18 protein-coding genes, 5 pseudogenes and 1 other annotated feature are annotated in these 21,630 nt (G+C 54.9%); of the genes and pseudogenes, 13 read left to right on the forward strand and 10 right to left on the reverse strand.

The window, feature by feature from the left end:
* Positions 1–502: 502 nt before the first annotated feature.
* Positions 503–715, reverse strand: a pseudogene (locus EOK75_RS01710) (IS3 family transposase); the annotation flags it as partial.
* Between the two features lie 218 nt (positions 716–933).
* On the opposite strand from EOK75_RS01710, the gene EOK75_RS01715 reads away from it, so the two are divergent.
* The 7 genes and pseudogenes from EOK75_RS01715 to EOK75_RS01745 all read left to right on the forward strand — a co-directional run bounded on the left by EOK75_RS01715 (position 934) and on the right by EOK75_RS01745 (position 5,727).
* Positions 934–1,236, forward strand: coding sequence for a helix-turn-helix domain-containing protein (locus EOK75_RS01715; RefSeq protein WP_137192314.1), 303 nt, complete (start codon positions 934–936; stop codon positions 1,234–1,236).
* Positions 1,229–2,446: a type II toxin-antitoxin system HipA family toxin gene (locus tag EOK75_RS01720; RefSeq protein WP_137192315.1), complete on the forward strand. Its 1,218-nt coding sequence runs from the start codon at positions 1,229–1,231 to the stop codon at positions 2,444–2,446. Before EOK75_RS01715 ends, EOK75_RS01720 begins: the two co-directional genes overlap by 8 nt.
* A 140-nt stretch (positions 2,447–2,586) precedes the next feature.
* Positions 2,587–2,958, forward strand: coding sequence for a glutaredoxin (locus tag EOK75_RS01725; protein WP_137192316.1), 372 nt, complete (start codon positions 2,587–2,589; stop codon positions 2,956–2,958).
* 405 nt (positions 2,959–3,363) lie between these two features.
* A pseudogene (locus EOK75_RS01730) lies at positions 3,364–3,519 on the forward strand (IS3 family transposase); the annotation flags it as partial.
* A 15-nt stretch (positions 3,520–3,534) separates the two neighbouring features.
* Complete coding sequence (locus EOK75_RS01735) at positions 3,535–3,942, forward strand: IS5 family transposase (RefSeq protein ID WP_276612527.1); 408 nt, start codon at positions 3,535–3,537, stop codon at positions 3,940–3,942.
* A 103-nt stretch (positions 3,943–4,045) separates the two neighbouring features.
* On the forward strand, positions 4,046–5,077 hold the full coding sequence (locus EOK75_RS01740; protein ID WP_137192047.1) for an IS110 family RNA-guided transposase: 1,032 nt from the start codon (positions 4,046–4,048) through the stop codon (positions 5,075–5,077).
* A gap of 461 nt (positions 5,078–5,538) precedes the next feature.
* Complete coding sequence (locus tag EOK75_RS01745; protein ID WP_137192317.1) at positions 5,539–5,727, forward strand: hypothetical protein; 189 nt, start codon at positions 5,539–5,541, stop codon at positions 5,725–5,727.
* Positions 5,728–5,867: 140 nt separating this feature from the next.
* On the opposite strand, the gene EOK75_RS01750 is transcribed toward EOK75_RS01745, so the two are convergent.
* Positions 5,868–6,380: a DUF892 family protein gene (locus tag EOK75_RS01750; RefSeq protein WP_137192318.1), complete on the reverse strand. Its 513-nt coding sequence runs from the start codon at positions 6,378–6,380 to the stop codon at positions 5,868–5,870.
* 489 nt (positions 6,381–6,869) lie between these two features.
* Between EOK75_RS01750 and EOK75_RS01755 the strand changes: the two genes are divergently transcribed.
* Both EOK75_RS01755 and EOK75_RS01760 read left to right on the forward strand, forming a co-directional pair.
* Entirely contained in the window at positions 6,870–9,092 is a 2,223-nt protein-coding gene (locus tag EOK75_RS01755; RefSeq protein WP_137192319.1) for a PAS domain-containing sensor histidine kinase, read from the forward strand.
* Positions 9,089–9,454 (forward strand): response regulator, encoded by a 366-nt coding sequence (locus EOK75_RS01760; RefSeq protein ID WP_240793977.1) that lies wholly within the window; start codon positions 9,089–9,091, stop codon positions 9,452–9,454. The genes EOK75_RS01755 and EOK75_RS01760 overlap by 4 nt, the downstream gene beginning before the upstream one ends.
* Positions 9,455–9,642: 188 nt before the next feature.
* Here EOK75_RS01760 and EOK75_RS01765 read toward each other — a convergent pair whose 3' ends face one another.
* The 7 genes and pseudogenes from EOK75_RS01765 to EOK75_RS01795 form a co-directional block, all read right to left on the reverse strand.
* Entirely contained in the window at positions 9,643–10,914 is a 1,272-nt protein-coding gene (locus EOK75_RS01765; protein ID WP_137192320.1) for an IS5 family transposase, read from the reverse strand.
* 523 nt (positions 10,915–11,437) lie between these two features.
* Entirely contained in the window at positions 11,438–12,679 is a 1,242-nt protein-coding gene (locus EOK75_RS01770) for a cation:proton antiporter (RefSeq protein WP_137192321.1), read from the reverse strand.
* A gap of 37 nt (positions 12,680–12,716) precedes the next feature.
* Complete coding sequence (locus tag EOK75_RS01775; protein WP_137192322.1) at positions 12,717–13,232, reverse strand: DUF421 domain-containing protein; 516 nt, start codon at positions 13,230–13,232, stop codon at positions 12,717–12,719.
* Between the two features lie 428 nt (positions 13,233–13,660).
* The gene (locus EOK75_RS01780; protein ID WP_137192323.1) at positions 13,661–13,759 is read right to left on the reverse strand and encodes a DUF3309 family protein; all 99 of its coding nucleotides are present in this window, start codon (positions 13,757–13,759) and stop codon (positions 13,661–13,663) included.
* Between the two features lie 73 nt (positions 13,760–13,832).
* Positions 13,833–14,030: a CsbD family protein gene (locus tag EOK75_RS01785; RefSeq protein WP_137192324.1), complete on the reverse strand. Its 198-nt coding sequence runs from the start codon at positions 14,028–14,030 to the stop codon at positions 13,833–13,835.
* A gap of 285 nt (positions 14,031–14,315) precedes the next feature.
* Positions 14,316–15,550 (reverse strand): IS3 family transposase gene (locus tag EOK75_RS01790; RefSeq protein WP_137192325.1). Its coding sequence is split into 2 segments (ribosomal slippage): positions 14,316–15,256 and positions 15,256–15,550, totalling 1,236 coding nucleotides; the frame shifts between segments, so codons are not numbered across the junction.
* Positions 15,147–15,263 (reverse strand) — a sequence feature (AL1L pseudoknot). (Overlaps the previous gene by 117 nt.)
* 46 nt (positions 15,551–15,596) lie before the next feature.
* Positions 15,597–16,340, reverse strand: a pseudogene (locus EOK75_RS01795) (helix-hairpin-helix domain-containing protein); the annotation flags it as partial.
* Positions 16,341–16,412: 72 nt separating this feature from the next.
* On the opposite strand from EOK75_RS01795, the gene EOK75_RS01800 reads away from it, so the two are divergent.
* A protein-coding gene (locus EOK75_RS01800; protein WP_137192326.1) for an IS5 family transposase occupies positions 16,413–17,170 on the forward strand; the annotation gives its coding sequence in 2 pieces (ribosomal slippage) (positions 16,413–16,731 and positions 16,731–17,170; 759 coding nt in all).
* 103 nt (positions 17,171–17,273) lie between these two features.
* Positions 17,274–17,576: pseudogene (locus EOK75_RS01805) on the forward strand (IS110 family transposase); the annotation flags it as partial.
* A 40-nt stretch (positions 17,577–17,616) separates the two neighbouring features.
* On the opposite strand, the gene EOK75_RS01810 reads toward EOK75_RS01805, so the two are convergent.
* Positions 17,617–18,704 (reverse strand): IS3 family transposase gene (locus EOK75_RS01810; protein ID WP_137192138.1). Its coding sequence is split into 2 segments (ribosomal slippage): positions 17,617–18,443 and positions 18,443–18,704, totalling 1,089 coding nucleotides; the frame shifts between segments, so codons are not numbered across the junction.
* A 401-nt stretch (positions 18,705–19,105) separates the two neighbouring features.
* On the opposite strand from EOK75_RS01810, the gene EOK75_RS01815 reads away from it, so the two are divergent.
* The gene (locus EOK75_RS01815) at positions 19,106–21,133 is read left to right on the forward strand and encodes a hypothetical protein (protein WP_137192327.1); all 2,028 of its coding nucleotides are present in this window, start codon (positions 19,106–19,108) and stop codon (positions 21,131–21,133) included.
* Between the two features lie 143 nt (positions 21,134–21,276).
* Positions 21,277–21,462 (forward strand): annotated as a pseudogene (locus tag EOK75_RS21180) (IS66 family transposase); the annotation flags it as partial.
* Between the last annotated feature and the right edge of the window lie 168 nt (positions 21,463–21,630).

A 21,630-nucleotide genomic window follows, 5' to 3' on the forward strand; every position in this document is an offset into this window, starting at 1 on the left:
GACAGTGTGTCATTGCACCAATTGCCCGAGGCGATCGGATGCTCGCGGACCCAAGCCGAAAGTCTGTATAGGGAAAAGGTTATAAGTCCAGTGATCGACACTGATGTGTCAAACGGTATCGGCAAGCTGGCTTTTGCCCGCCGAGATCTGGATTCATTCTTAGGCCGAATTGACAGGTTACCGGCCGTGCATCCAAGCAAGACAGATCTGGTCGACATTGTCAGGGCAACAAAGATGACTGGACGAAGCACTGGCGACATAGTAGCTCGGATTTTTTCCGATAGCCTTGATGCCTGTCGCGTTGGTAGTGCGCCGTCTGTTTCTGGTATCAGATTTTCAGTGTGGGATTTGGACCCCATTCGATCGCGTAAGCCGCACCTGATCGCCCATCCCAACTGACAATTTCGAAAATGCTGTCTTGTAAGAAAATCCGCTTCGGCGGATTCTTTTTTGTCCAATGCTTGGACACGGGAATTCGGACGACCTTTGCCCCCAAAGCGGATATGCACAGGCCTTCGCGATTGAAGTCATCCAGCACGTTTAGTGTTCGGATCGAACGACCATCTGCGAGCTGATCCGCCATGAAACCCATCGACCATGTCTCGTTTGGCACGCCAGGCGCTGCCAACGGCTCAGGTTTGTCACGCTTCAGGCGCTTCTTTGGCTTGATCCGCAGGTTCAGCTCCAGCTCACAGTAGATCCGGTAAACGCGTTTGTCGTCTAATCGGGCAAGGCCTTTTCCAGGTCTTCTTTGTCGCGGTGCGTCCATTGCGTTGTCGTCTTCGAGGTCAGAGCTTTATAATGTCTGCTTTAAGTGACATTATACGGGTCTTTGGCGTTTGTCTTTGGATGACTGTTGTGGTCGCACTAAATTGACGTATATGTTAAGCCATAGTAACATAATAAAACGTAAGGTTTACAACAGGCACCGTTATGGCCACCGCAATCATAGTGCCCCGCGCCGCACGTAAAGAGCTTGAAGCCTTTGGTGAGGGCATCCGGGTGGCTCGGTTGCGCCGTAAGCTGACGGCTGAAATCGTCGCCCAGCGTGCTGGAACGACCCGTCAGACCTTGGCTAAAATCGAAAGCGGAGACCCTGCCGTGAAGATCGGCACCTATGTGGCTGTGCTGCAAGCGCTCGGGCTCTTGAAGGGCTGGGGCGGCATCGAGGACCCGATTGGTGAACAGATGTCGATTGATGATCTTCCAAAGCGGGTGAGGATGAAGAATGGTTGAGGTCTGGATCGACTGGAAGGGTTTGCGCCGTGTCGGGACGCTGCACCGGGTGCCCGGCCGTGGCCGCGAGCGCGTCTCGTTTACATACCACGCAGATTGGATCGCCGATGACGATGCGTTTGAGCTTTCCCCCGCGATGCCTTTAGGCGCGGGTCAATTTGTGCCCGAGGCAGGTCAGGATATGCTGGCACCGCTGGGGGATTCCGCGCCGGACACATGGGGCAGGACGGTCATGCGGCGCTATGAGGGGCGTTTGGCCGAGGCCGAGGACAGGCGGCCGAAAACACTTCAAGAGGCCGACTACCTGCTGGGCGTCAACGATGAAACACGGCTGGGGGCGCTGCGCTACAAGGTCGATGGTGCGTTCGAGGCGCGCGATGGAATTGGCGTCCCGGCGCTGCTCAATTTGGGCGATCTGCTTCAGGCATCCCAGCGGGTTTTGCGTGGCAATGAGACCGCCGAAGACCTCCGCATGCTCTTTGCTCCGGGGTCCTCACTTGGCGGGGCCCGACCAAAGGCCAGCATCCTTGATCAGCATGGGCGTCTCTCGGTTGCAAAGTTTCCCAAGGAAACAGACACATACTGCGTTGAACGCTGGGAGGCTATCGCACTGAGACTGGCCCGCAGAGCGGGAATTACAGTCGCGGAACATAGCCTTAAGATGGCCGGCTCGAAACCGGTCTTCATGTCCCAACGGTTTGACCGGAGCGACGCGGGCAGGGTGCCGTTCATCTCGGCGATGGCCATGCTGAACGGGCGGGACGGCGAGAGTTATAGCTACCTGGACCTTGCCGATGTGATCACCACTGTCAGCGTGACCCCGGACGCGGACCGCGAAGAGCTGTTCCGGCGGGTTGCCTTTAGCATTCTGGTAGCGAACCTAGATGATCACATGCGCAATCACGGGTTTCTGCGGGGGAGGGGCGGTTGGCACCTTTCGCCGGCCTACGACATCAACCCCGTTCCAAATCAGCCCCGCGTGCTCAAAAGCTACGTCAACGATGACAATCCCGATGCCAGCATTGACCTGCATCGCGCCCAGCATGAGAACTATCTTCTCGAAGCCAAAGAGGCGCACCGCATCATTGCTGAGGTGGCCGAAGCCACGAAAGGCTGGCGCGAAGTTGCCCGCGGTCTTGGCGCGCCAGAGCGAGAGATCAATGAGATGGCATCAGCGTTTGAGCACGAGGAGGCCGACAAGGTCTGGTAGCGGCTATGCCCCCCTTCCGCGTGATCAAAACCGTCATGGATAGCCCATGTTGGAGGACAAAGATATGTTTGGCGCTTTAGGTATCCTGCATGTTTAGGTAAGGCAAAACCAGCCGACAGAATGACCAGAAAGTTTATGAGATGCGCCCATTGCTAAGCCCAGACGCTATCCACCCTGCCATCAAGGAAACGGTCAGCGCGTATCATAGCGACATAGTGCAAGAGGTCATCCAAGCGGTCGCTGCGGATGGTGTTGTCGTTGTCGGTATGAAACAAAACCCCATCGTCAAAAAGGCACGCAAATCCCTGCAAGTTGCTGGAATCGAATTCACTTATCTGGAATATGGCAGCTACACGTCACAGTGGCATAAACGGCTGGCACTCAAAATGTGGTCAGGCTGGGCGACCTTCCCAATGATTTTCGTCGATCAAATGCTGATTGGTGGCAATGCGGAACTACAAGCACTTCTCAAAGATCCCGATGCGCAATCGAGCTCTTTGAAGCGCATTTGATCGCATGAGGGCCGTTCGCAGCATTGCCTCTAAGCCAGAGTATGGCCCAGCTAACATGTAGTGTGCGGGTCGTGCAACTGCGCATAGAGAGCCGCTTGTAGATAAAAAAATTAGAAGATCAGTTAATGTCTGTTTCCGAGAAGCTGCAGCGCGGCATGCGATGGCCGGTCAAAGTCCGGAAAGGTGTAGGTTTCTCGGACGCCCCGCGCGGACGTTTGAGTGACGCGGATCGTTGCCTGGCGTCGGAGAAGCGCTCAAGCGGGAAATCGCGGGGGTGGGCTTGGTGGGCCGTTTGTTGTGTTATGGGGATTCGAGTAGTGGGTTTGCCTTGGTCCGAACTGGCGGACCTGTTGAGCGGGCCCCGTTGGGCTAAGTGCGGGGTCGGCTTTGCCAGCATTTGGTCGATATCTGCACGCCTTTGAGACAGGCTCAGAAAAGCGGGCGGGGATCAGCAAAGGGCTGAGTTACTACAACGCCGAACGACCGCATTCAACAAGCGGCAAATTGACCCCCGATGAGGCTTATGCCAGCAAAACAGAACCAATGAGATTAGCAGCCTAAATGAAACCCTGATCCATCTTAACAAGGCTGAAAACTGATCGAAAAAGCAGGACCACCTCTGACACCAGCGGTCGCCCGGTCCGCCTGTTCATTACCGCAGGCCAAGTGAGCGATTACACTGGCGCTGCGGCCTTGATGAACGGCCTGCCAAAAGCCGAATGGCTTCTCGCTGATCGAGGGTATGATGCCGATTGGTTCCGTGAAACCCTTGTCGATAAAGGCACAAAGCCCTGCATCCCAGGACGCAAGTCGCGCAAGAAGACCGTCAAGTATGACAAGCGCCGATACAAACGCCGCAACCACATCGAAAGGATGTTCGGCAGGCTCAAAGACTGGCGACGTGTCTCAACCCGGTATGACCGATGCCCAAAGGTCTTCCTGTCAGCAATCGCTCTCGCCGCAACAGTAATATTCTGGTTATGAGATGCCGTAACGGGGCCTGCGTTGCACACTGCCTGTTACCGCTTGCAAGATCAGGGGCAATTTGTCGACCATCCCGTATTGGATCCACATGGAGGGCTACAGGATGAGACTGTTTGTTGGGTTGGATGTATCGCTGGCAAAGACCGCAATTTGCGTGATCAGCGAGCATGGCAAGATCGTGAAAGAAGCGCAGGTCGCCAGTGAACCTGAAGAATTGGTGCGTTGGGCCCGCGAACAGGACGGCACTATTGCCGCCATTGGGCTCGAGGCTGGCCCATTGTCTCAATGGTTACATCGCGCAATGAGCGTTGCAGGGCTTGAAGTCGTCCTGATGGAAACCCGCCAGGTAAAAGGCGCCCTGAAGGCGATGCCAATCAAGACGGACCGGCGGGATGCCGAGGGCATTGCGCGCCTGCTTCACCTTGGCTGGTTCCGGCCCGTTCACTGCAAATCCGTCTCGGCGCAAGAAGTTCGTGCCGTGCTCGGTGCCCGAAAGGCCATCCAGCAAGGTATGATCGCCCTAGAAATGTCTATGCGTGGGCTGTTGCGGAACTTTGGGTTGAAAGTTGGTGCTATCTCTCGGGGCAGGTATGAACACCGAATCCGCGAATTGGCGGACGGTAATTCGATGCTGGAGGCCGCGACAGGCCCTATGCTTCTGGCACGGGCATCCTTGCGAAAGGAGCTGGCGGGATTGGAACGCCTTGTCCGTCAGATGGCTCAGGATGACCCAGTCTGTCGTCGACTTATGTCGATGCCTGGAGTGGGAGCTGTTGTCGCGCTAACCTACAGATCAGCCGTCGATGATCCCACCCGGTTCACATCTTCCAAGAATGTTGGCCCGTGGGTCGGCATGACACCATCACGCAACCAGTCGGGCGAACGCGATGTCTCAGGCGGCATCACCAAGGCAGGTGATGTCAACCTGCGTCGCGCGCTATGTCAGGCTGCGACCGTGATGTTGCACCGCGGGCGTTCGACCTGGCTGAGAACATGGGCAGCGCAAGTCGCCCGCCGCAGAGGTGGTAAGCGCGCCATGGTCGCGTTAGCCCGGCGCATCGGGGTGATCCTGCACCGGATGTGGGTTGATGACACAGACTTTCGATCAGACACTGCCGTGCCCCATGCGGTCTAAAAAATTGCTTTTCCTGCCGTCACGCGCCTGACTGCAGGCCTTCGAGGTCCCCTAGGGACGTGGTTCCGATGATGCCGTGCTCCGGACTGTTGCCGACCAACATCGAGCACGCCTATGAGATGGGCACATCGGAATTGCATTTGAACCAGCATCATGTTGGTAGCCATCGCGCTGACCACGGACCGAAGCATGCACCCGGGGTGATCTCAAAAGAAGGCTGTGGCGAAAGCAGAACGGCTCAGAAAACAACTGTCATCAAATCCGCAACTATGCGGCCGGATGCGTATGTCAAAAAGCACTTGACTGAGACGTCCCCGTTACCGAAGTCCTGACCCTAAATTTGCTCAAATCCCGATTATGGGAACTAACTGGCAGCTGACGCGTTTTGAAACGTGGTCTTTGATCGTGCGTAAAGACCATTGCGAAGTGCTCATATGCACAGGAAAACAGGAGCTCAATAAATGTCCGACAAAGAAAAAAACCACCAATCGATTTCCAACGACACCGAGATGCCGTTTCCCCTTGATGGTTCCGAACTGCACTTTGAGTTGAAAAATCAGCCTGGCGAAAAGGGTGATCCAGACCATGCAGGTCGAGAAGATTCATCAAAAAGTGAGACCACCGACCCCATTCAAGACGCGGCGGATTAATCAACTCCAAAAAACGCCATGTCGTCAGCCACGAAAGATGCTGTTAAGTAAAAAAAGGGGGAGCGGCGTGATCGCTCCCCTCTTCATATTTTCGTCAGCCATTACCGGCCATCGTTGCCATATAGGTTGATTCCTAGGAATCAGCCTTTGCACGAACCCGAGTTTCCAGCTTGGCTAACCCCAGCAGTTACAAGCGAGGTCATCGTTCGATCCCCATCATAGGTGAGGTCTAGGCAAGTTTGCAAAACCGCGCCGTCTCCATCCTGATCGAGACGATTGGCGAATGCAACAAGACAGCCATAACCGGCAATCGCATAATGCACCATGCGCTGGTACTGCGTAACGATTACAGCATCACGGACCTCATCCGAGCCGAAATCCGCGTCAAGCACGTGCGCTTTCGCCTCTGTGGCCAAACCCTGCATTCCTTTACAATGCTCGCCATCTGGCGATATTCCGTGTTGATTGCAGATTTCCGCAATTTTCTCCATCCCATCGTTGATGCCGTTGGCCCCCGCAATCAAAGCTTTTGACAGATCCTTGTCGTGCGCCGCACGCCCTAGCGCTGTGACGATATCGAGCGACTGTTTGTTGGCGCTCCACATGTCTTGAAGTTGGTCATGGTAAACGTCTTTGAGGGAGTTCATCGTCATATTGGCCTCCTGCCGTTGATTTGATCTGTCCAGACAAACGCCCGACCACGTGTTACGTTCCAAGCAATCCTTCTGAATCGAAATGACCTCCTCCCCACGGTGGGTGGGATAGGCTACATTTTCGAAATGGCCGAACCGCCGCAGAAAGGACAAGACATGGCAGATATTAAAAATGCGAAAGATCCTGATCATGTCGACAAACGGGTTTGAACAATCTGAGCTCTCAAGGGGAAAGAGCAGGTTTTGTATTGAGGGTATAAGAACCGTCCGGAGCAGAGCCACGACAGTTTGCAGATGCTTTCTCAGTGCATTAGCGCGGTCCTGCCAGACGCACATTAGCGATGTCATCGGCTGAACCTTCGTCATCCCGCTGAAAGTTTTAGCTACCGCGTCCCGCCTCACATGTTAATGTCGAGGCGGATCGCACCAGCTAAATCCTGTGGAATTACTTTTCGAAGCAGGGCTTTCTGATTTAACCATGAGGCCTTGATGCTGAGTAACGACGTAGACCTTAAAACCCTGATTGGAGCTTTCGACTGGTCCAGCACCTCGCTTGGACCAAAGACGGATTGGCCTGCGCATATTCGCAGTGCGGTCGCGCTGATCCTTCACGCCAAGATACCCATGGTCACGCTCTGGGGTCAGGAGGGCATCATGATCTATAATGATGCCTATGCCGAGTTTGCATTGAAAAGGCACCCTGCGTCGCTTGGGGCCCCTGTGCGCGAAGCTTGGCCCGAAGTTGCAGAGTTCAATGACGGCATTCTCAAAACCGTTTTGGCTGGTGGCTCGACGAGTTTTAAGGATCAGGAGTTTTCGCTTCTGCGCAAGGGCATTGCAGAGCAACTGTGGCTTGATCTGGACTATTCGCCCGTCATCGACGATGCGGGCAGCCCTATCGGGGTCTTTGCGATCGTGACTGAAACAACCGCTAAGGTGAAAGCCGAACGTCGACTGGCGGCCGAGCGCGACCGTTTGCGCCAGATGTTCGAGCAAGCACCGGGTTTTATTGCCGTGCTCGATGGGGCAAATCACCGTTTCGAAATCACAAATGCCGCTTACCGACAGTTGATCGGCCATCGAGACGTTGTCGGCTTGCCTGTCCGCAACGCTTTGCCCGAGCTTGTAGGGCAGGGGTTCTACGAGTTGCTGGATAACGTTTATAACACAGGAGAGTCCTTTATCGGCTCTGCAATGCCTGTGCTTTTGAAGCGGTCTTCCGACGCCACGGCCGTCGAGCGGTTTGTTGATTTTATCTTCCAGCCAATGCGGGATGCTGATGGCTATGTCGGCGGTATTTTTGTGCAGGGCACTGATATCACTGAAAGAATTGCAACAGAACGCGCGTTGCAAGTCAGCGAGCGCCAGTTTCGCACCTTCGCCGAAGCGATGCCTAACCACGTCTGGTCTGCCGGACCGGATGGCCAACTTGATTGGTTTAACGACCGGGTCTATGAATACAGCGGGACCGCGCGGGGTGATCTGGACCATGGCGCATGGGTCAGGCTCTTGCACCCTGAAGACGTTGCCGAAGCAGTCGAGGTCTGGGGCGAGGCCGTCGCAACCGGCGAGTCTTATGAGATCGAATTTCGCCTGCGCCGGGCCGACGGGACGTGGCGCTGGCATCTGTCGCGCGCCGAGATGTTGCGCGACGAAGACGGCGAACCGCACCGCTGGGTCGGCACCAATACGGATATTGAGGACCAAAAGCGCGACCGCCAACAGCTGCAGGACAGCGAGCGGCGGCTGCGGTTGTCACAGCAGGCGGCCGGCATCGCCTCGATCGAGATCGACTTGGCGACTGACTGCATCCTTGCCTCCGACAGTTTCTGGACAATGTTCGGGCTCGCCAATGAGGGACCTGTCTCGGCAAAGGACATTGAGGCGCTGGTCGTACCAGAGGATCGTCACTTGATATCGACCGCGCAGTCTCGCCTTACCGGAACGGCCGCGTTGGACGCGACCTATCGGATCAAACGGGCTAGCACCGATGACATCCGCTGGATTGCGCGCCACATAGAAGTGCTGCGCGGCCAAGACGGTGCGCCCGCGAAGATCTATGGCGCATTGCGCGACGTGACCCATGAGAAACTTGCGGAAGAGCGCCAGATCATGCTGACACATGAACTAGAGCATCGCATCAAGAATATCTTGGCGACCGTCTCGGCGATTGCTTCGCAGACTTTGCGCAACACCGATATCGAAACCGGACGCAATACATTGAGCGAACGCTTTCAAGCTTTGGGGAAAGCGCACTCACTGCTTTCGAACACGCACTGGACGTCTGCGGTGCTCGCAGACGTGGTTCGCGTCGCCACCGTACCACTGCCCGTCGCCCGCATCGATCTTGCAGGACCCTTTGTGCAACTTGGGCCAAAGCAAGCATTGTCGCTGGCACTGGCTGTCAACGAGCTTGGGACGAACTCTTTGAAATACGGGGCGCTTTCGGTCCCCGAAGGTCGTGTCAATATCGCTTGGTCCAGATCTGTGTCCGGCGACGGCGAAGAGCAGTTGCGCTGGTCTTGGACAGAGTCAGGCGGCCCTGAGGTGACCGCGCCGACACGCCGAGGGTTTGGGCGTGTTTTGATCGAGCAAGTTCTAGCGGGCGATTTTAATGGCACTGTTCGGATCCAATTTGACACTTCGGGCGTTGAATGTGTATTGGAGGCGCCTATGCCCGACCTAACCTCAGACGAGCAGGACATAAAGTGACATTAACGCCTATCGTTTTGCTAGTAGAGGATGAAGCAATCATTCGAATTTCCACCGCTGATGTCCTTAGAGATCAGGGTTGGGAGGTGCGTGAGGCGGCAAACGCCGCCGACGCTTTGAAGATGCTGGAACAGGACGAGGACATAGAGCTGATTTTTACGGACATCGATATGCCTGGGGCGACCAATGGTCTTGGCCTTGCCCATGTTGTATCCGAACGTTGGCCAACCGTACAAATCGTTATCACCTCCGGCATGAGCCAGCCATCAGCTAACGAACTTCCGCTTAGTGCCACCTTTGTCCCCAAGCCTTACATGGTCGAGGAGCTTGTCATCGACTTTCGCACGCGCCTGATTGCATGAAGATTAACTCTTGGGGGCGCCGCAGTTACGTCTCGGCCTTCCGTGCGTTTGCGCGACAGCATTAAAAAAGGCCTGTACAAGGCCATTTTACCCCAACTACGCTCCACATCTACATCAGTTCATTCCTGCTGTTATATTATCCCGTACATATGTCAGATGCCGTAATTAGTCGAGCCTGAACAACACTGTCAGGCTTCCAACGGGTGATCTTGGCCGCTCTGGTGGTGCCTGCAGGTCACCAGGATAACTGCAATGATGAGAGCCAAAAGATCCCTGAGGTGGGCCAGGATCTTTCGGATGTTGTGGCCGCAGCCGCACAGCACCGCGAAGAAGGCGTCGCCGATGGTGCCTTTCAGGGGACAACGCGCGAGGCGGCCGTCGGATTTCATATGACCGATTTCGGGTTCGATGGCGCTGCGGCGTCTGAGGTCGGCGATCAGCCGAGGCGTCAGGCCGCGTCGAGATCCGCTGATCAGCACGCGGGTCGCCTCAACACCGTGGCCACGATAACCACGGTCGACCACAGCCAAGTCGGGGCGCTGATCAGTCAGGATCTCCACCTGCTCCAGCGTCGTGGTGATGCTGACCTTGCAGCCAAACTCATAAGGCACCCGCGCTTTGCCCTTTGATATGCAGTCGACTTCGGGCTCGTGCAGAGCGTAGATCTTGTCGCTCCCCTTGGGCTGCTGGTGCAGCAATTGCGAGACCAGGGCAAGCTTGGCGATAATCTGGTCGCGAAGCGGGCCAGTGGCGATGTCATCGAGGTGGCGGCGGAGGTCCCGCATGACCCTGCCGGTGTAACCTTTCAGTTTTTTCAATGCCTTGCGCATGCGCCGGAACTGCTTGGCATGGGCATAGCGGCCGACCTGCATCGCCAGCCTTGGGGAAAGACGGGCATAGGACTGGCGCAAATCCACTCCAGCCTCTTGCGCCAGGGTGACAAGTTGCGCCCGTGCCCGTTCGTAAAGCCTGGCGTCCGTGGGATGGGCAATGTTCTTTTCCATCACGGTGGTATCGACCGCCACGCGCTTCAAGCTGGCGTCGTCGATGGCTCCGGATTTGCGTCCGGCCTCAATGGTCTGGGTCAACAACCACTCCACACCTTCTTCACCAATCCGATTGCGCCACCGCGTCAAAGACGACGGGTTGATCGGCGGGCGGTGCTGGAAGAATGTCTCGCCCGTGAGATGCTGATAGTAGGGGTTCTCGACCCAGCGGGCGACCACGGCCTCGTCCGACAACCGATAGGCATGCTGGAGATAGAGCAGCCCCGCGACGAGGCGCGGCGACGTGGCCGGACGCCCCGTGGCGGAAGGGAAGAAACCCGACCATTCCCGCTCGAATACCTCCCAGTCGATCAGCGCCGTCAGCTTCACCAACTCATGGCGCGGGTCGATCATCTCGACCAGGCGCGGACGCAGGAGGTCATCTTGTTCAGGCAGGCGCGAGCGGTGCTTCATTGGCAGGACCGGATTTGCAAGGTTTCTAAAGTGATTATACAAAACCTTGCGACACATGGCGAGAAAATCCGCAACTAAAACGCCTGAAATCAATGGCCTAAGACTTGTTCAGCCCGGACTAATTATGTCCGAATTTCAAAATTCGGCGAAATCGGGCGTCAAGGGAAAACGTGCTGTTAGGGTGGATTTCATAGTCTGCTGATATGGGTTCTTCCGAGTGTTATGTCCCTGAGTTCATATCGTTAACCATGTGGGGTGCCCTTGCGGCGCCCCATTTTCTTTGCCAATTATAGGGTCAAGAGAGGTTCTTCCTGATCAGGCAAAGGAATGTACAATGGTAGCCGTATCGTCCGAAATCTTTCGTCAGCACGATCATGTGGATAAGTTTGACGATGGTGTAATGACGCTCTCGGATAAAATGGATTGCGCGGACTTTGTCAGCTCTTGCGCGGCCCTCCGGGTTGGGGATCGGGTATAGCGACTACGCACATCAAAGCATGGACGGCCCTTTGGGCCGCCCATCTTAACGATCAATCTTTTCCATTGCCCAACCCACGGTAAATCCATGTAAAATGGTTGAGGCGAAGATCGTAAGGGCTGTGATAATCCACAAGTCAGACAAATCCGTGAGATCAGCGTGGCCCGCTGCATAGGCGAGATAGTAGATAGATCCGATACCGCGGACGCCATAAATTGCAACAACTCCGCGATCTTGAGGGCTTAGAGTAGTCCTCGTCAAGGAGAGCCATCCAGCCAGAGGGCGCACAAGGACAAGCGCGATTCCAGCAACAATCACGTGGTTCCATGCCAGGTCCACCATTAAAGTGGGCATTACTGCACCCAAAGCGATAAGTAAGGTGGCCGTCAAAGCGTGTTCAATTGATTCGGAAAAATCATGGAGGTGTCGATGATATCTGTGATCGCTTTCAATGCGGCGGAGGGAAAGGCCCATCACCGCCACAGCGATGAACCCATATCCCTCGACCAACTCCGTGGAGCCATAGCAGAGGAATACGCCCGCAATGGCAATCACGCCAGATCCGGTGTCTGCTACCCGAGTGCTTTTCGGCAGATTGAATAGGATCTGCCCCAACAGCCAGCCCCCAGCCCAGCCCATCAGTGTTCCCACGCCGATCCTATACGCAACATCTTGCAGCAGCCATTTGAGACCCCAGTCCGAAACCGAAAGCCCCTGTGCGGCAATGACCAAGCCCAAATAGACGAAGGGAAATGCCAGGCCGTCGTTAAGGGCCGCTTCGGTCGTCAGCGCGAACCTGACCGGATGCTCCTCACCTTCCTGCGGTGGAGCAATTTGAACGTCTGCTGCCAAAACAGGATCTGTGGGGGCAAGCACCGCAGCGAGGATGACAGCTCCGGCAGCCGTCAAGCCCGCCAATGCGCTCCCCAAGAACGAAATCGCCAAGATCGTGAGTGGCATTGCAACGATGAGAAGCCGACCGGTTGGTATCCACTTCTTGAAAGGCCCAATGCTGTCTACCCGCATCCCCGTTCCAAACAATGCGACGATGACGGTGATCTCGGCGACAACTTCCCAAAGCTTGGGGGCAATACGCGGGTCAGGTGGAAAAGGAACGTCGGGGAAAAGAACTACGGCCAAAGCGCCGAACAGTATCATCAAAGGGGCGGCAGCAGGCTCGCGCGATGATACCAAGCGTGGAAACCAGCGCGACAGGATGACAATAGCTCCGACTACGGCCAATATCACATGATAATCGCTAAATTGAAAAAACGTGTCCTCTGCCATTTGGCCCTCTGATTGGTCGCAAAACTCGGGTTCGTCGCTATGTGTGGGCAACACCATTCAGAAGATTTTCTTCGAGATATCGGCCATGAAGGACCGAAATATCCCCAGTGGTTTCGAGCACTACAGCCCGCACGCTCGAAAGACTGAGCACATTGGCTTCCCGTAATTTGGCAATCAAATCTTCCTCTGACACACGGGTTTTGATCAGCGCATCGTGCAAAACCGTACCATCTTTCATAAGGAGGATTGGCGTATTTTGAACAAGATCGTCAAAACCTGGGTATCGCTGGCGCAGACCGGAGACGCCAAACTGCACTGCAAACAGACACCCCATCGCAGTGAGGGTTTGCAATAGGCCAGGCCAGGTTTCGGATTGAGAAGCCCCCGCCAGCAAAGAGCCCATCGCAACCGTCATGACAAAGTCAAAGTTCGTCATTTTCGAAAAAGACCTAAGCCCGACGATGCGGACCAGTAGAATGATCCACGCCAACCCAAAAGTGCTCAACAATGAGCCCTTTGCTATGGCGTCTGCGAGCGAGCCATCAAAGAACATTATTACCCCCGTGTTTGCAGTGTTCGCTTGGAACGTCGGATCTGTGGCAAGAGATAGTGCTGCACCTAGCGGCACCCCTGCCACTCAATGTATTAAGTATTAAGGCCTGACCTGCAAAATAAAGCCAGTTCAAGAATATCACATTACAGTTGCATTTGACGAATGTGTGCTTCTTGGCTATGCCGCGCAGGACCCCGCGATTGGATTTTTAAGAATGCCACTGGGCAATTTACGCACTACCACTCTCAAGTCACTCACAATCACTGGCCAAGATTCAACTGCCTATGTGCAAGCCATCCCGCTCGGGCCACCATCGCCAACCCATCCCTCGATTATAGCTTTTAGATAAGCCGTAAATTGGTATCTGCTGATTAAATTCTGCCCGCCAGAACAAGAATTAACAAGATGATCACGGTGATCCCGACTACTCAGCTTGGGCCGTAACCCCAATTTGCGCTGTGACCCCATCTAGGCAACGCCCCAATAAGTAAAAGTACGAGAAGTACGACGAGTATTGTGCCAAGCATTGGATTTACTTTCTGTTATTTAATGCGCGGGTAAAAGGCCGAAAAACGAAGGATCATCTCTCGGCCTTAAAACTTAGTGATCGCTCAAAAACGAATCAACTTCCGCTTTTGCTTGTTCTTTAGACTTGCCATATTTTGCCTGAATTTTTCCTTCGAGGGCTTCGCGGTTGCCATCTATCTCTGTGAGCTCGTCGTCTGTCATATCGCCCCATTTGGCTTTAACGTTGCCAGACATTTCTTTCCACTTGCCTTGAACTTGATCCCAATTCATCGAATATCTCCTTAGTTAGGACTCGCCGCACCTTTTGGTGCGGAGTTAAACGCGCTAACAATGCGGCGCTCGGTATCTAAATGCGTAACTGGAAAATTGGTTCCTCTCGAAATGTGACCAAGTTGTAAGTGAACCAGTGATTCCGCAAATTATGCCCCTCCACTGCGCCCACACCTGACTGATGGATTTCCGTCGAGTGGGAAGCCGGGGTTCGAGTACGTCGGATATACCGGGACTCAGAATGTGAACCGCCCCTTGTTTGCCGGAGAGCGTTTGTTTCGAATGTTAGGCTGCTTTTTCATTTGGGTTCAAGGTTGCATAGAACATCTCCTCTGCTTCATGCGGCGTGACATATCCGATGGCACTGTGCAGGCGCTTGGTGTTGTACCAATCGACCCATTTCAGCGTTTCCCATTCAAGCTGGCCCATTGATTTCCATGGGCCGAGCAACTTTGTAACCTCAGTTTTGAACAGGCCAATGATGCTTTCAGCGAGGGCATTATCGTAGGAATCTCCCACGGTTCCGACAGATGGATCGATCCCAGCGTCCGCCAATCGCTCAGTGTATTTAATGGACAAATATTGAGATCCGCGGTCGGAATGATGTATCAACCCGCCGCCTTTTTCAGGGCTGCGCTGACAGATCGCCTGGTTCAAGGCATCGAGCACAAAGGCTGTTGTCATCGATGTTGAGACCCGCCAGCCGACGATCCTTCGAGAGAAGACGTCGACAACAAATGCGACGTAAACCATGCCCTGCCATGTGGAAACATAAGTGAAGTCACTGACCCAGAGCTGGTTTGGGGATTGTGCTTTGAATTCGCGGTTCACTTTATCGTCCGGACACGGCTGAGAGGCATCGGGGTTCGTCGTGATGACTGGCTTGCCGCGAACAACGCCCTGTAATCCCATAACTTTCATCAAGCGTTCGACAGTGCATCGGGCGATGTCCTTGCTCTCACGGCGCAGTTGGTGCCAGACCTTTCTGGCGCCATAGCGGCCACGACTTTCATCGTGAACGCGCCGGATTTCCACGCTGTCCGTTACGTCTTGGCGCGCCCTGTTTGAGGCGAGCCGGGGATCTCGTCTGATCGCCGAATTTGCATAGTAGGACGATGGTGCGACCCGCAAAATCTTGCAGATCGACCCGACACCAAAGTCCGTGCGGTAATCTTCAATGAATGAAATCATTTCCTGAACGGGCGGTCGAGTTCCGCCTGAGCAAAATACGCAGAAGCCTTCTTCAGAATCTCATTTGCTTGGCGCAGTTCCCGAACCTCACGCTCAAGCTCTTTGATCCGGGCCTTCTCCTCACAGGTGGGACCGTTGCGGGCACCAGCATCGCGTTCAGACTGACGGCACCATCCCCGCAGGCTATCAGGAGCACAGCCCAGCTTGGGTGCAATTGCCTGATAAGCAGCATTGTCACTGCGATATTCCGAGCGTTGTTCATTGAAAAGCCGAACGCCGCGCGCGCGGAACTCAGCCGTATAAGACGGGATATGTTTGCGTTGTGTCATAAGGGTTATCCTTGGAGAGTTTTACTCTCCGGTAAACCCGGGGCGGTTCAATGCGGCCAGTCACGCGGACCAAACGGCCCGCAATCACGGCCTTGCGAAACGCCTGATAGACTTGCTTCCAGACGATCACATTGGCGGTGCCGGATTCGTCTTCCAGCGTCAGGAAAATCACACCCGATGCCGTTCCGGGACGTTGGCGTGTGATGACGAGGCCGGTGATGGTAGCGCGGCCTTTGGTATTGGCAAGGCGGTCATGGGGCAGGGACTCAGGCAGACGCGTGCGCAGCAGTTCCATCGGATGGGCGCGTAAAGACAGGCGCAGCGACAGGTAATCCTCGATCACCTCTTGGCCCAAGGTCATCTGCGGCAAGGCAACATCGGGTTCAATGCCACCCTCACCATCATTGCCGAACAGCGGCAGGGGGGCTGGGGCTTTCAGTGCCTTGGCAGCCCACAGCGCATCGCGGCGGGTCAGGCCTAGGGCGGCAAAGGCGTCGGCCTCGGCCAGACGCTCCAACGTGTCTGGTTTGACTCCCGCACGGCTCCAAAGGCTTTCCACATCGGGGTAGCCATTGGCGCGGGCGGCGGTGATCCACGCGGCATCCTCGGCCCGCAAGCCTTTGATCTGGCGAAAGCCTAACCGCAGAGCCAAGGCGCCATCGGGACGGGGTTCGAGCGTGCAGTCCCAATCGGAGTGGTTGACCGAGATGGGGCGCACCTCGACCCCACGATCGCGCGCGTCGCGCACCAGCTGGGCGGGGGCGTAAAACCCCATCGGCTGGCTGTTTAGGCTCAGGACCCGTTAATTCGGTTGAGGTTGTCAGTTCGGCATGATTCAAGCCCCCCAACTGCGGGGGGTTATATGAGCAATCTTTTCTGGCTTAACGAAGATCAAATGTCGCGGCTTCGGCCCTACTTTCCAAAGAGCCATGGTGTGCCACGCGTAGATGACCGGCGGGTGCTCAGTGGCATTATCTTCATCAATCGCAACGGCTTACGCTGGTGTGATGCACCCAAGGAGTACGGTCCGGCCAAGACGCTCTATAACCGTTGGAAACGGTGGAGCGATATGGGAGTATTTGCCCGGATCATGGAGGGTCTTGCCGCTGAAGCGCCTGACAACAAAACCATTTCAATCGACGCGACCTACCTCAAAGCCCACCGGACAGCGTCCAGCTTGTCGGTCAAAAAGGGGGGCGTGGACGCCTGATCGGGCGCACCAAAGGCGGTATGAACACAAAGCTGCATGCTGTGACTGACACGATGGGGCGACCAATTCGGTTCTTCATGACAGCCGGTCAGGTGAGCGATTACACTGGAGCAAGAGCTCTTGTGAGTGGCCTTCCAGCCGCCGACTGGCTGCTCGGGGATCGTGGCTATGATGCGGATTGGTTCCGTGAAGCCCTTGTGAATATGGGCATAACTCCTTGCATCCCTGGCCGGAAGTCACGCGACAAAGTTATCAAGTACGACAAGCGTCGCTACAAAAGACGCAACCGGATTGAGATCATGTTTGGTCGTTTGAAAGACTGGAGGCGCGTGGCAACTCGCTACGATCGCTGCCCAAAGGTATTCCTGTCTGCCATCGCTCTCGCTGCAACCTTCATATTTTGGTTATGAGATGCCGTAACGGGGCCTGCGTTGCACACTGCCTGTTACCGCTTGCAAGATCAGGGGCAATTTGTCGACCATCCCGTATTGGATCCACATGGAGGGCTACAGGATGAGACTGTTTGTTGGGTTGGATGTATCGCTGGCAAAGACCGCAATTTGCGTGATCAGCGAGCATGGCAAGATCGTGAAAGAAGCGCAGGTCGCCAGTGAACCTGAAGAATTGGTGCGTTGGGCCCGCGAACAGGACGGCACTATTGCCGCCATTGGGCTCGAGGCTGGCCCATTGTCTCAATGGTTACATCGCGCAATGAGCGTTGCAGGGCTTGAAGTCGTCCTGATGGAAACCCGCCAGGTAAAAGGCGCCCTGAAGGCGATGCCAATCAAGACGGACCGGCGGGATGCCGAGGGCATTGGGTAATCGCCCCCTTTTTAACGGGGTGCATCTGTAGAACTTACGCGGCCATTTTCAGTTTCATAGCGGGTGTGATGCCGCCGATGCCCATGTTCGGGCGGTCGTTGTTATATGTCCAGAGCCATTGTGTGGCCTGATCCTGAGCCTCCTCGATGCTTTCGATGATGTATTGATCCAGCCATTCATGCCGAACCGTCCGGTTGTAGCGCTCGACATAGGCGTTCTGCTGGGGCTGTCCGGGTTGGATGTGCTGGATCGTAACACTATGTTTCTCAGCCCATTTTCTCAGTGTTTCGCTGATATATTCCGGCCCATTGTCGACCCTGATCGTGCCCGGTTTTCCGCGCCATTCGATAATGCGATCAAGGCTGCGGATGACCCGTTCGGCAGGGAGCGAGAAATCAACCTCGATCCCCAGCCCTTCGCGGTTGAAGTCGTCCAACACATTCAAAAGCCGAAAAGCCCTGCCGTCGCCGAGGCGATCCGCCATGAAGTCCATGGACCAGGTCACATTCGGTCTGTTCGGGACCGCCAGAACGTCAGGCTTCTCCCGTTTCAGCCGCTTGCGCGGCTTGATGCGCAGGTTCAGTTCCAGCTCACAGTAGATCCGGTAGACCCGCTTGTGGTTCCACGGATGCCCCTTCACGTTGCGCAAATGCAGGAAACACAGGCCAAATCCCCAAGTCTTGCGCGCATCCGTCAGCCCTGTCAGCAGATCGGCGATCACCTCGTTCTCGTCTTTCAGCTTCGGGCTGTAACGATAGCAGGTCTCGCTGACCTCGAAGGCCCGGCACGCCAGCGCGATGCTGACGCCCCGTCGCTCTACCGCCGTTTCGGCCATCTCGCGGCGCTGAGATGGCCCCGTTACTTTTTTCCGAGGGCTTCCTTCAATAAGTCCGCCTGCATGCTCAGATCTGCATACATCCGCTTCAGCCTGCGGTTCTCTTCCTCCATGGCTTTCATCTGGCTGACCATGGATGCATCCATGCCACCATACTTCGCACGCCATTTGTAAAACGACGCATTGCTCATGCCATGTTCACGGCAAAGCTCGGCCACCGGCACACCACCTTCGGCTTGGCGCAGGATCGCAAGGATCTGGGGTTCGCTATATCTGGTCATTTTCATTCAAAATCTCCTCGTTCATCTTGCCGAGAAAATTCTACTTCCGCAGCCCCTTACTTTCGGGGGGGATTACCCTTTTTGTGAATGATCTGTTTTGATCTGCGCAGATTGGCGCACAAGTTCACTCTAAGAATCATACAGATCAATGCTCTTAGAGTGGAATAGGATTGCATCAGGATAAGGGACGCTGGTGAATTACGATGTCCGCAAAGAAACAGTTCGCGCTGTAGGTGGATTCTATTTCTATTGCATCAACAACCCGCTTCCCTACGCGTTTTTGTAAGTATCTAAAAAGAAAAAGAGAAAAAAATAAATCGGGAATTTTACACAATTCTCCGTCGTTCTTCTGGCTCTAATTCCAAAACTAGCGCAGATAGACGGTGGATCAGTTCTTGAGGACCAGTATGCCCATTGTTAACCTGCCCAACGCAATTTCTTACTCTCTGAGCGGCGAAGATGCGGCAATATTCCAAATAAATGCGGCGACCGGCGAGGTCAGTTATCAAAACTGGTTCACCCCGTCTTACGCTGAGGTTTGGGACCTTGACCGAGACCATATTTACGAAATCTCGGTCATTGGATCAAATGGCGCGGGGGTCGAAGTTGGCCGAGCAGGGCTTGAGCTTGTGGTGTCGGAAACAGATGCTGTCTGGCGAACTATCGACGGAGGTGGCGCAATTGCCCCGATCAATCCAAGTAGTGCAATTACCTATACGCTGGCTGGTGAAGATGCCGCGATTTTCCAGATAGACGCGGCAACCGGTGAGGTTAGCTATCAAAATTGGTTCATCCCGTCTTACGCTGAGGTTTGGGACTTTGACCGAGACCATATTTACGAAATCTCGGTCATCGAAACAGATGGTACAGGTGCTGAGGTTAGCCGCACAGGTCTTGAACTCGTTGTGTCGGAGGCTGATGCTATTTGGCGGGCGGCAGAGGGAACGAATCCGGTAGGCCCCGTCGATCCAAGTAGTGCAATTACCTACACACTGGCTGGCGAAGATGCCGCGATTTTCCAGATAGACGCGGCAACCGGTGAGGTCAGCTATCAAAATTGGTTCACCCCGTCTTACGCTGAGGTTTGGGACCTTGACCGAGACCATATTTACGAAATCTCGGTCATTGGCGCTGACAGCACAGGTGTCGAAGTCAGTCGCGCAGAGCTTGAGCTTTTTGTGTCTGAAACGGATGCTGTTTGGCGGACGGTCGACGGCAGTGACCCCGTTGATTCTATCGGCCCGAGTGATGCAATTACCTACACGCTGGCTGGCGAAGATGCCGCGATTTTCCAGATAGACGCGGCAACCGGTGAGGTCAGCTATCAAAACTGGTTCACCCCGTCTTACGCTGAGGTCTGGGACTATGACCGAGACCATATTTACGAAATCTCAGTCATCGGCTCTGATAGCGCAGGTGTCGAAGTAAGCCGCTCAGAACATGAGCTTGTTGTGTCTGAAACGGATGCTGTTTGGCAAACAATAAGTGGTGTCGATCCGGTAGACCCGGTTGATACCGCAGAGCCGGTCGTGCCCGTCATTGAGATCGTAAGACTGGACACGGACCCAAGTGAAACGGTTTACGGTATCCGCGATGATACCTCTTCGCGTGGCGTGGATTTGGCTGGCGCGCTGATTGTTGCAACTTACGCTGACGGCTCTGTCGAGAACCTCACTTGGGAAGCTTTCGATGCCTACACCCTCGGTGGCGCAAGAGGCATCGACATCACTATGGATTATGGGTGGAGCCAACATGAATTGACGGTGACCAAGAATTTGGCGTCCCTTCAAATTAATCTCACATCAGCCAGTTCAGTATTCGATACGACGGACACGCTTGATGATAATCCCCTCGGAGGCTCCACGCCGGGTTCCAGTTTTGGCTATGAGTTTAAGTTCTTGGGCTACTATGAAGATATGGGCGGTGCCGTCACCGTCACATACTCGGGTATTGTCAATCTGGTTGGAAGTCCTGCGGAAGGGGATCTCTATACGACCATGTTGGTGGATTTTTCAGCCCTTTCAGGCGGGGGCATCCTTGGTGATGTGACTTGGAACACTGATATCGATACCATGAGGTACCACGGCGACTTGGTGCAGACGGGTACATCCGACGCACAGGCGGGCAATGATGCCATCGCAGGTGCCGTAGCCGAGGACTTTCTGCACGGATCAAGCGGGGCGGACATACTCATCGGGATGGCCGACAGTGATATTCTAAGCGGTGTGGTTGACGCTGATGAATTCGTATTTGCGGATGGCCCGGGCGAGGATTTGATTGTAGATCTCGATATCGTGGGCGGAGATTCCCTGTATTTTCAAGCCTTCGGTTTCGCTGAAGCTAATGGCATTCTGGACGTAGCTATGGATGTTGGCCCGGATGCTCTTATCCAGTTGAATTTAGACGCCAGCTTGTTGCACATGATGGATGCATAGACGGTGATGCAAGGGCTTAGAAGTTGGACCTGTCGCGATGTGATGCGGCTCCTTTGATATCAGTGCGTCCCCCCACTGCGGCAGAGTGAATCAGGCTATCTTTTGCAGAGGTATTGAGGTGCAGGAAACGATAGCCATTCCCCATGTCCAAACCTGCAGATCTCCCCAATGATGTTGAGACCCTGAAGGCGCTTCTTGTCGCATCAGAGGATCGCAATCTGCGCAAGCAGGATCGTATTGATCAGTTGGAGAAACTGGTCGCTGACTTCAAACGCGCCCTGTTTGGCGCAAGGTCCGAAAAGGCCGATCCTGGCCGAATATCAAAGGCAGGAGATCGAGATGTTCGTGCAACTCTTTATGCTGCGGCCAACGCATTGCTCATGCGAACGATGGCCGAGGCCACGAAAGGCTGGCGCGAAGTTGCCCGCGGTCTTGGCGCGCCAGAGCGAGAGATCAATGAGATGGCATCAGCGTTTGAGCACGAGGAGGCCGACAAG

Source organism: Pseudorhodobacter turbinis (genome assembly GCF_005234135.1).
GTDB lineage: Bacteria > Pseudomonadota > Alphaproteobacteria > Rhodobacterales > Rhodobacteraceae > Pseudorhodobacter > Pseudorhodobacter turbinis.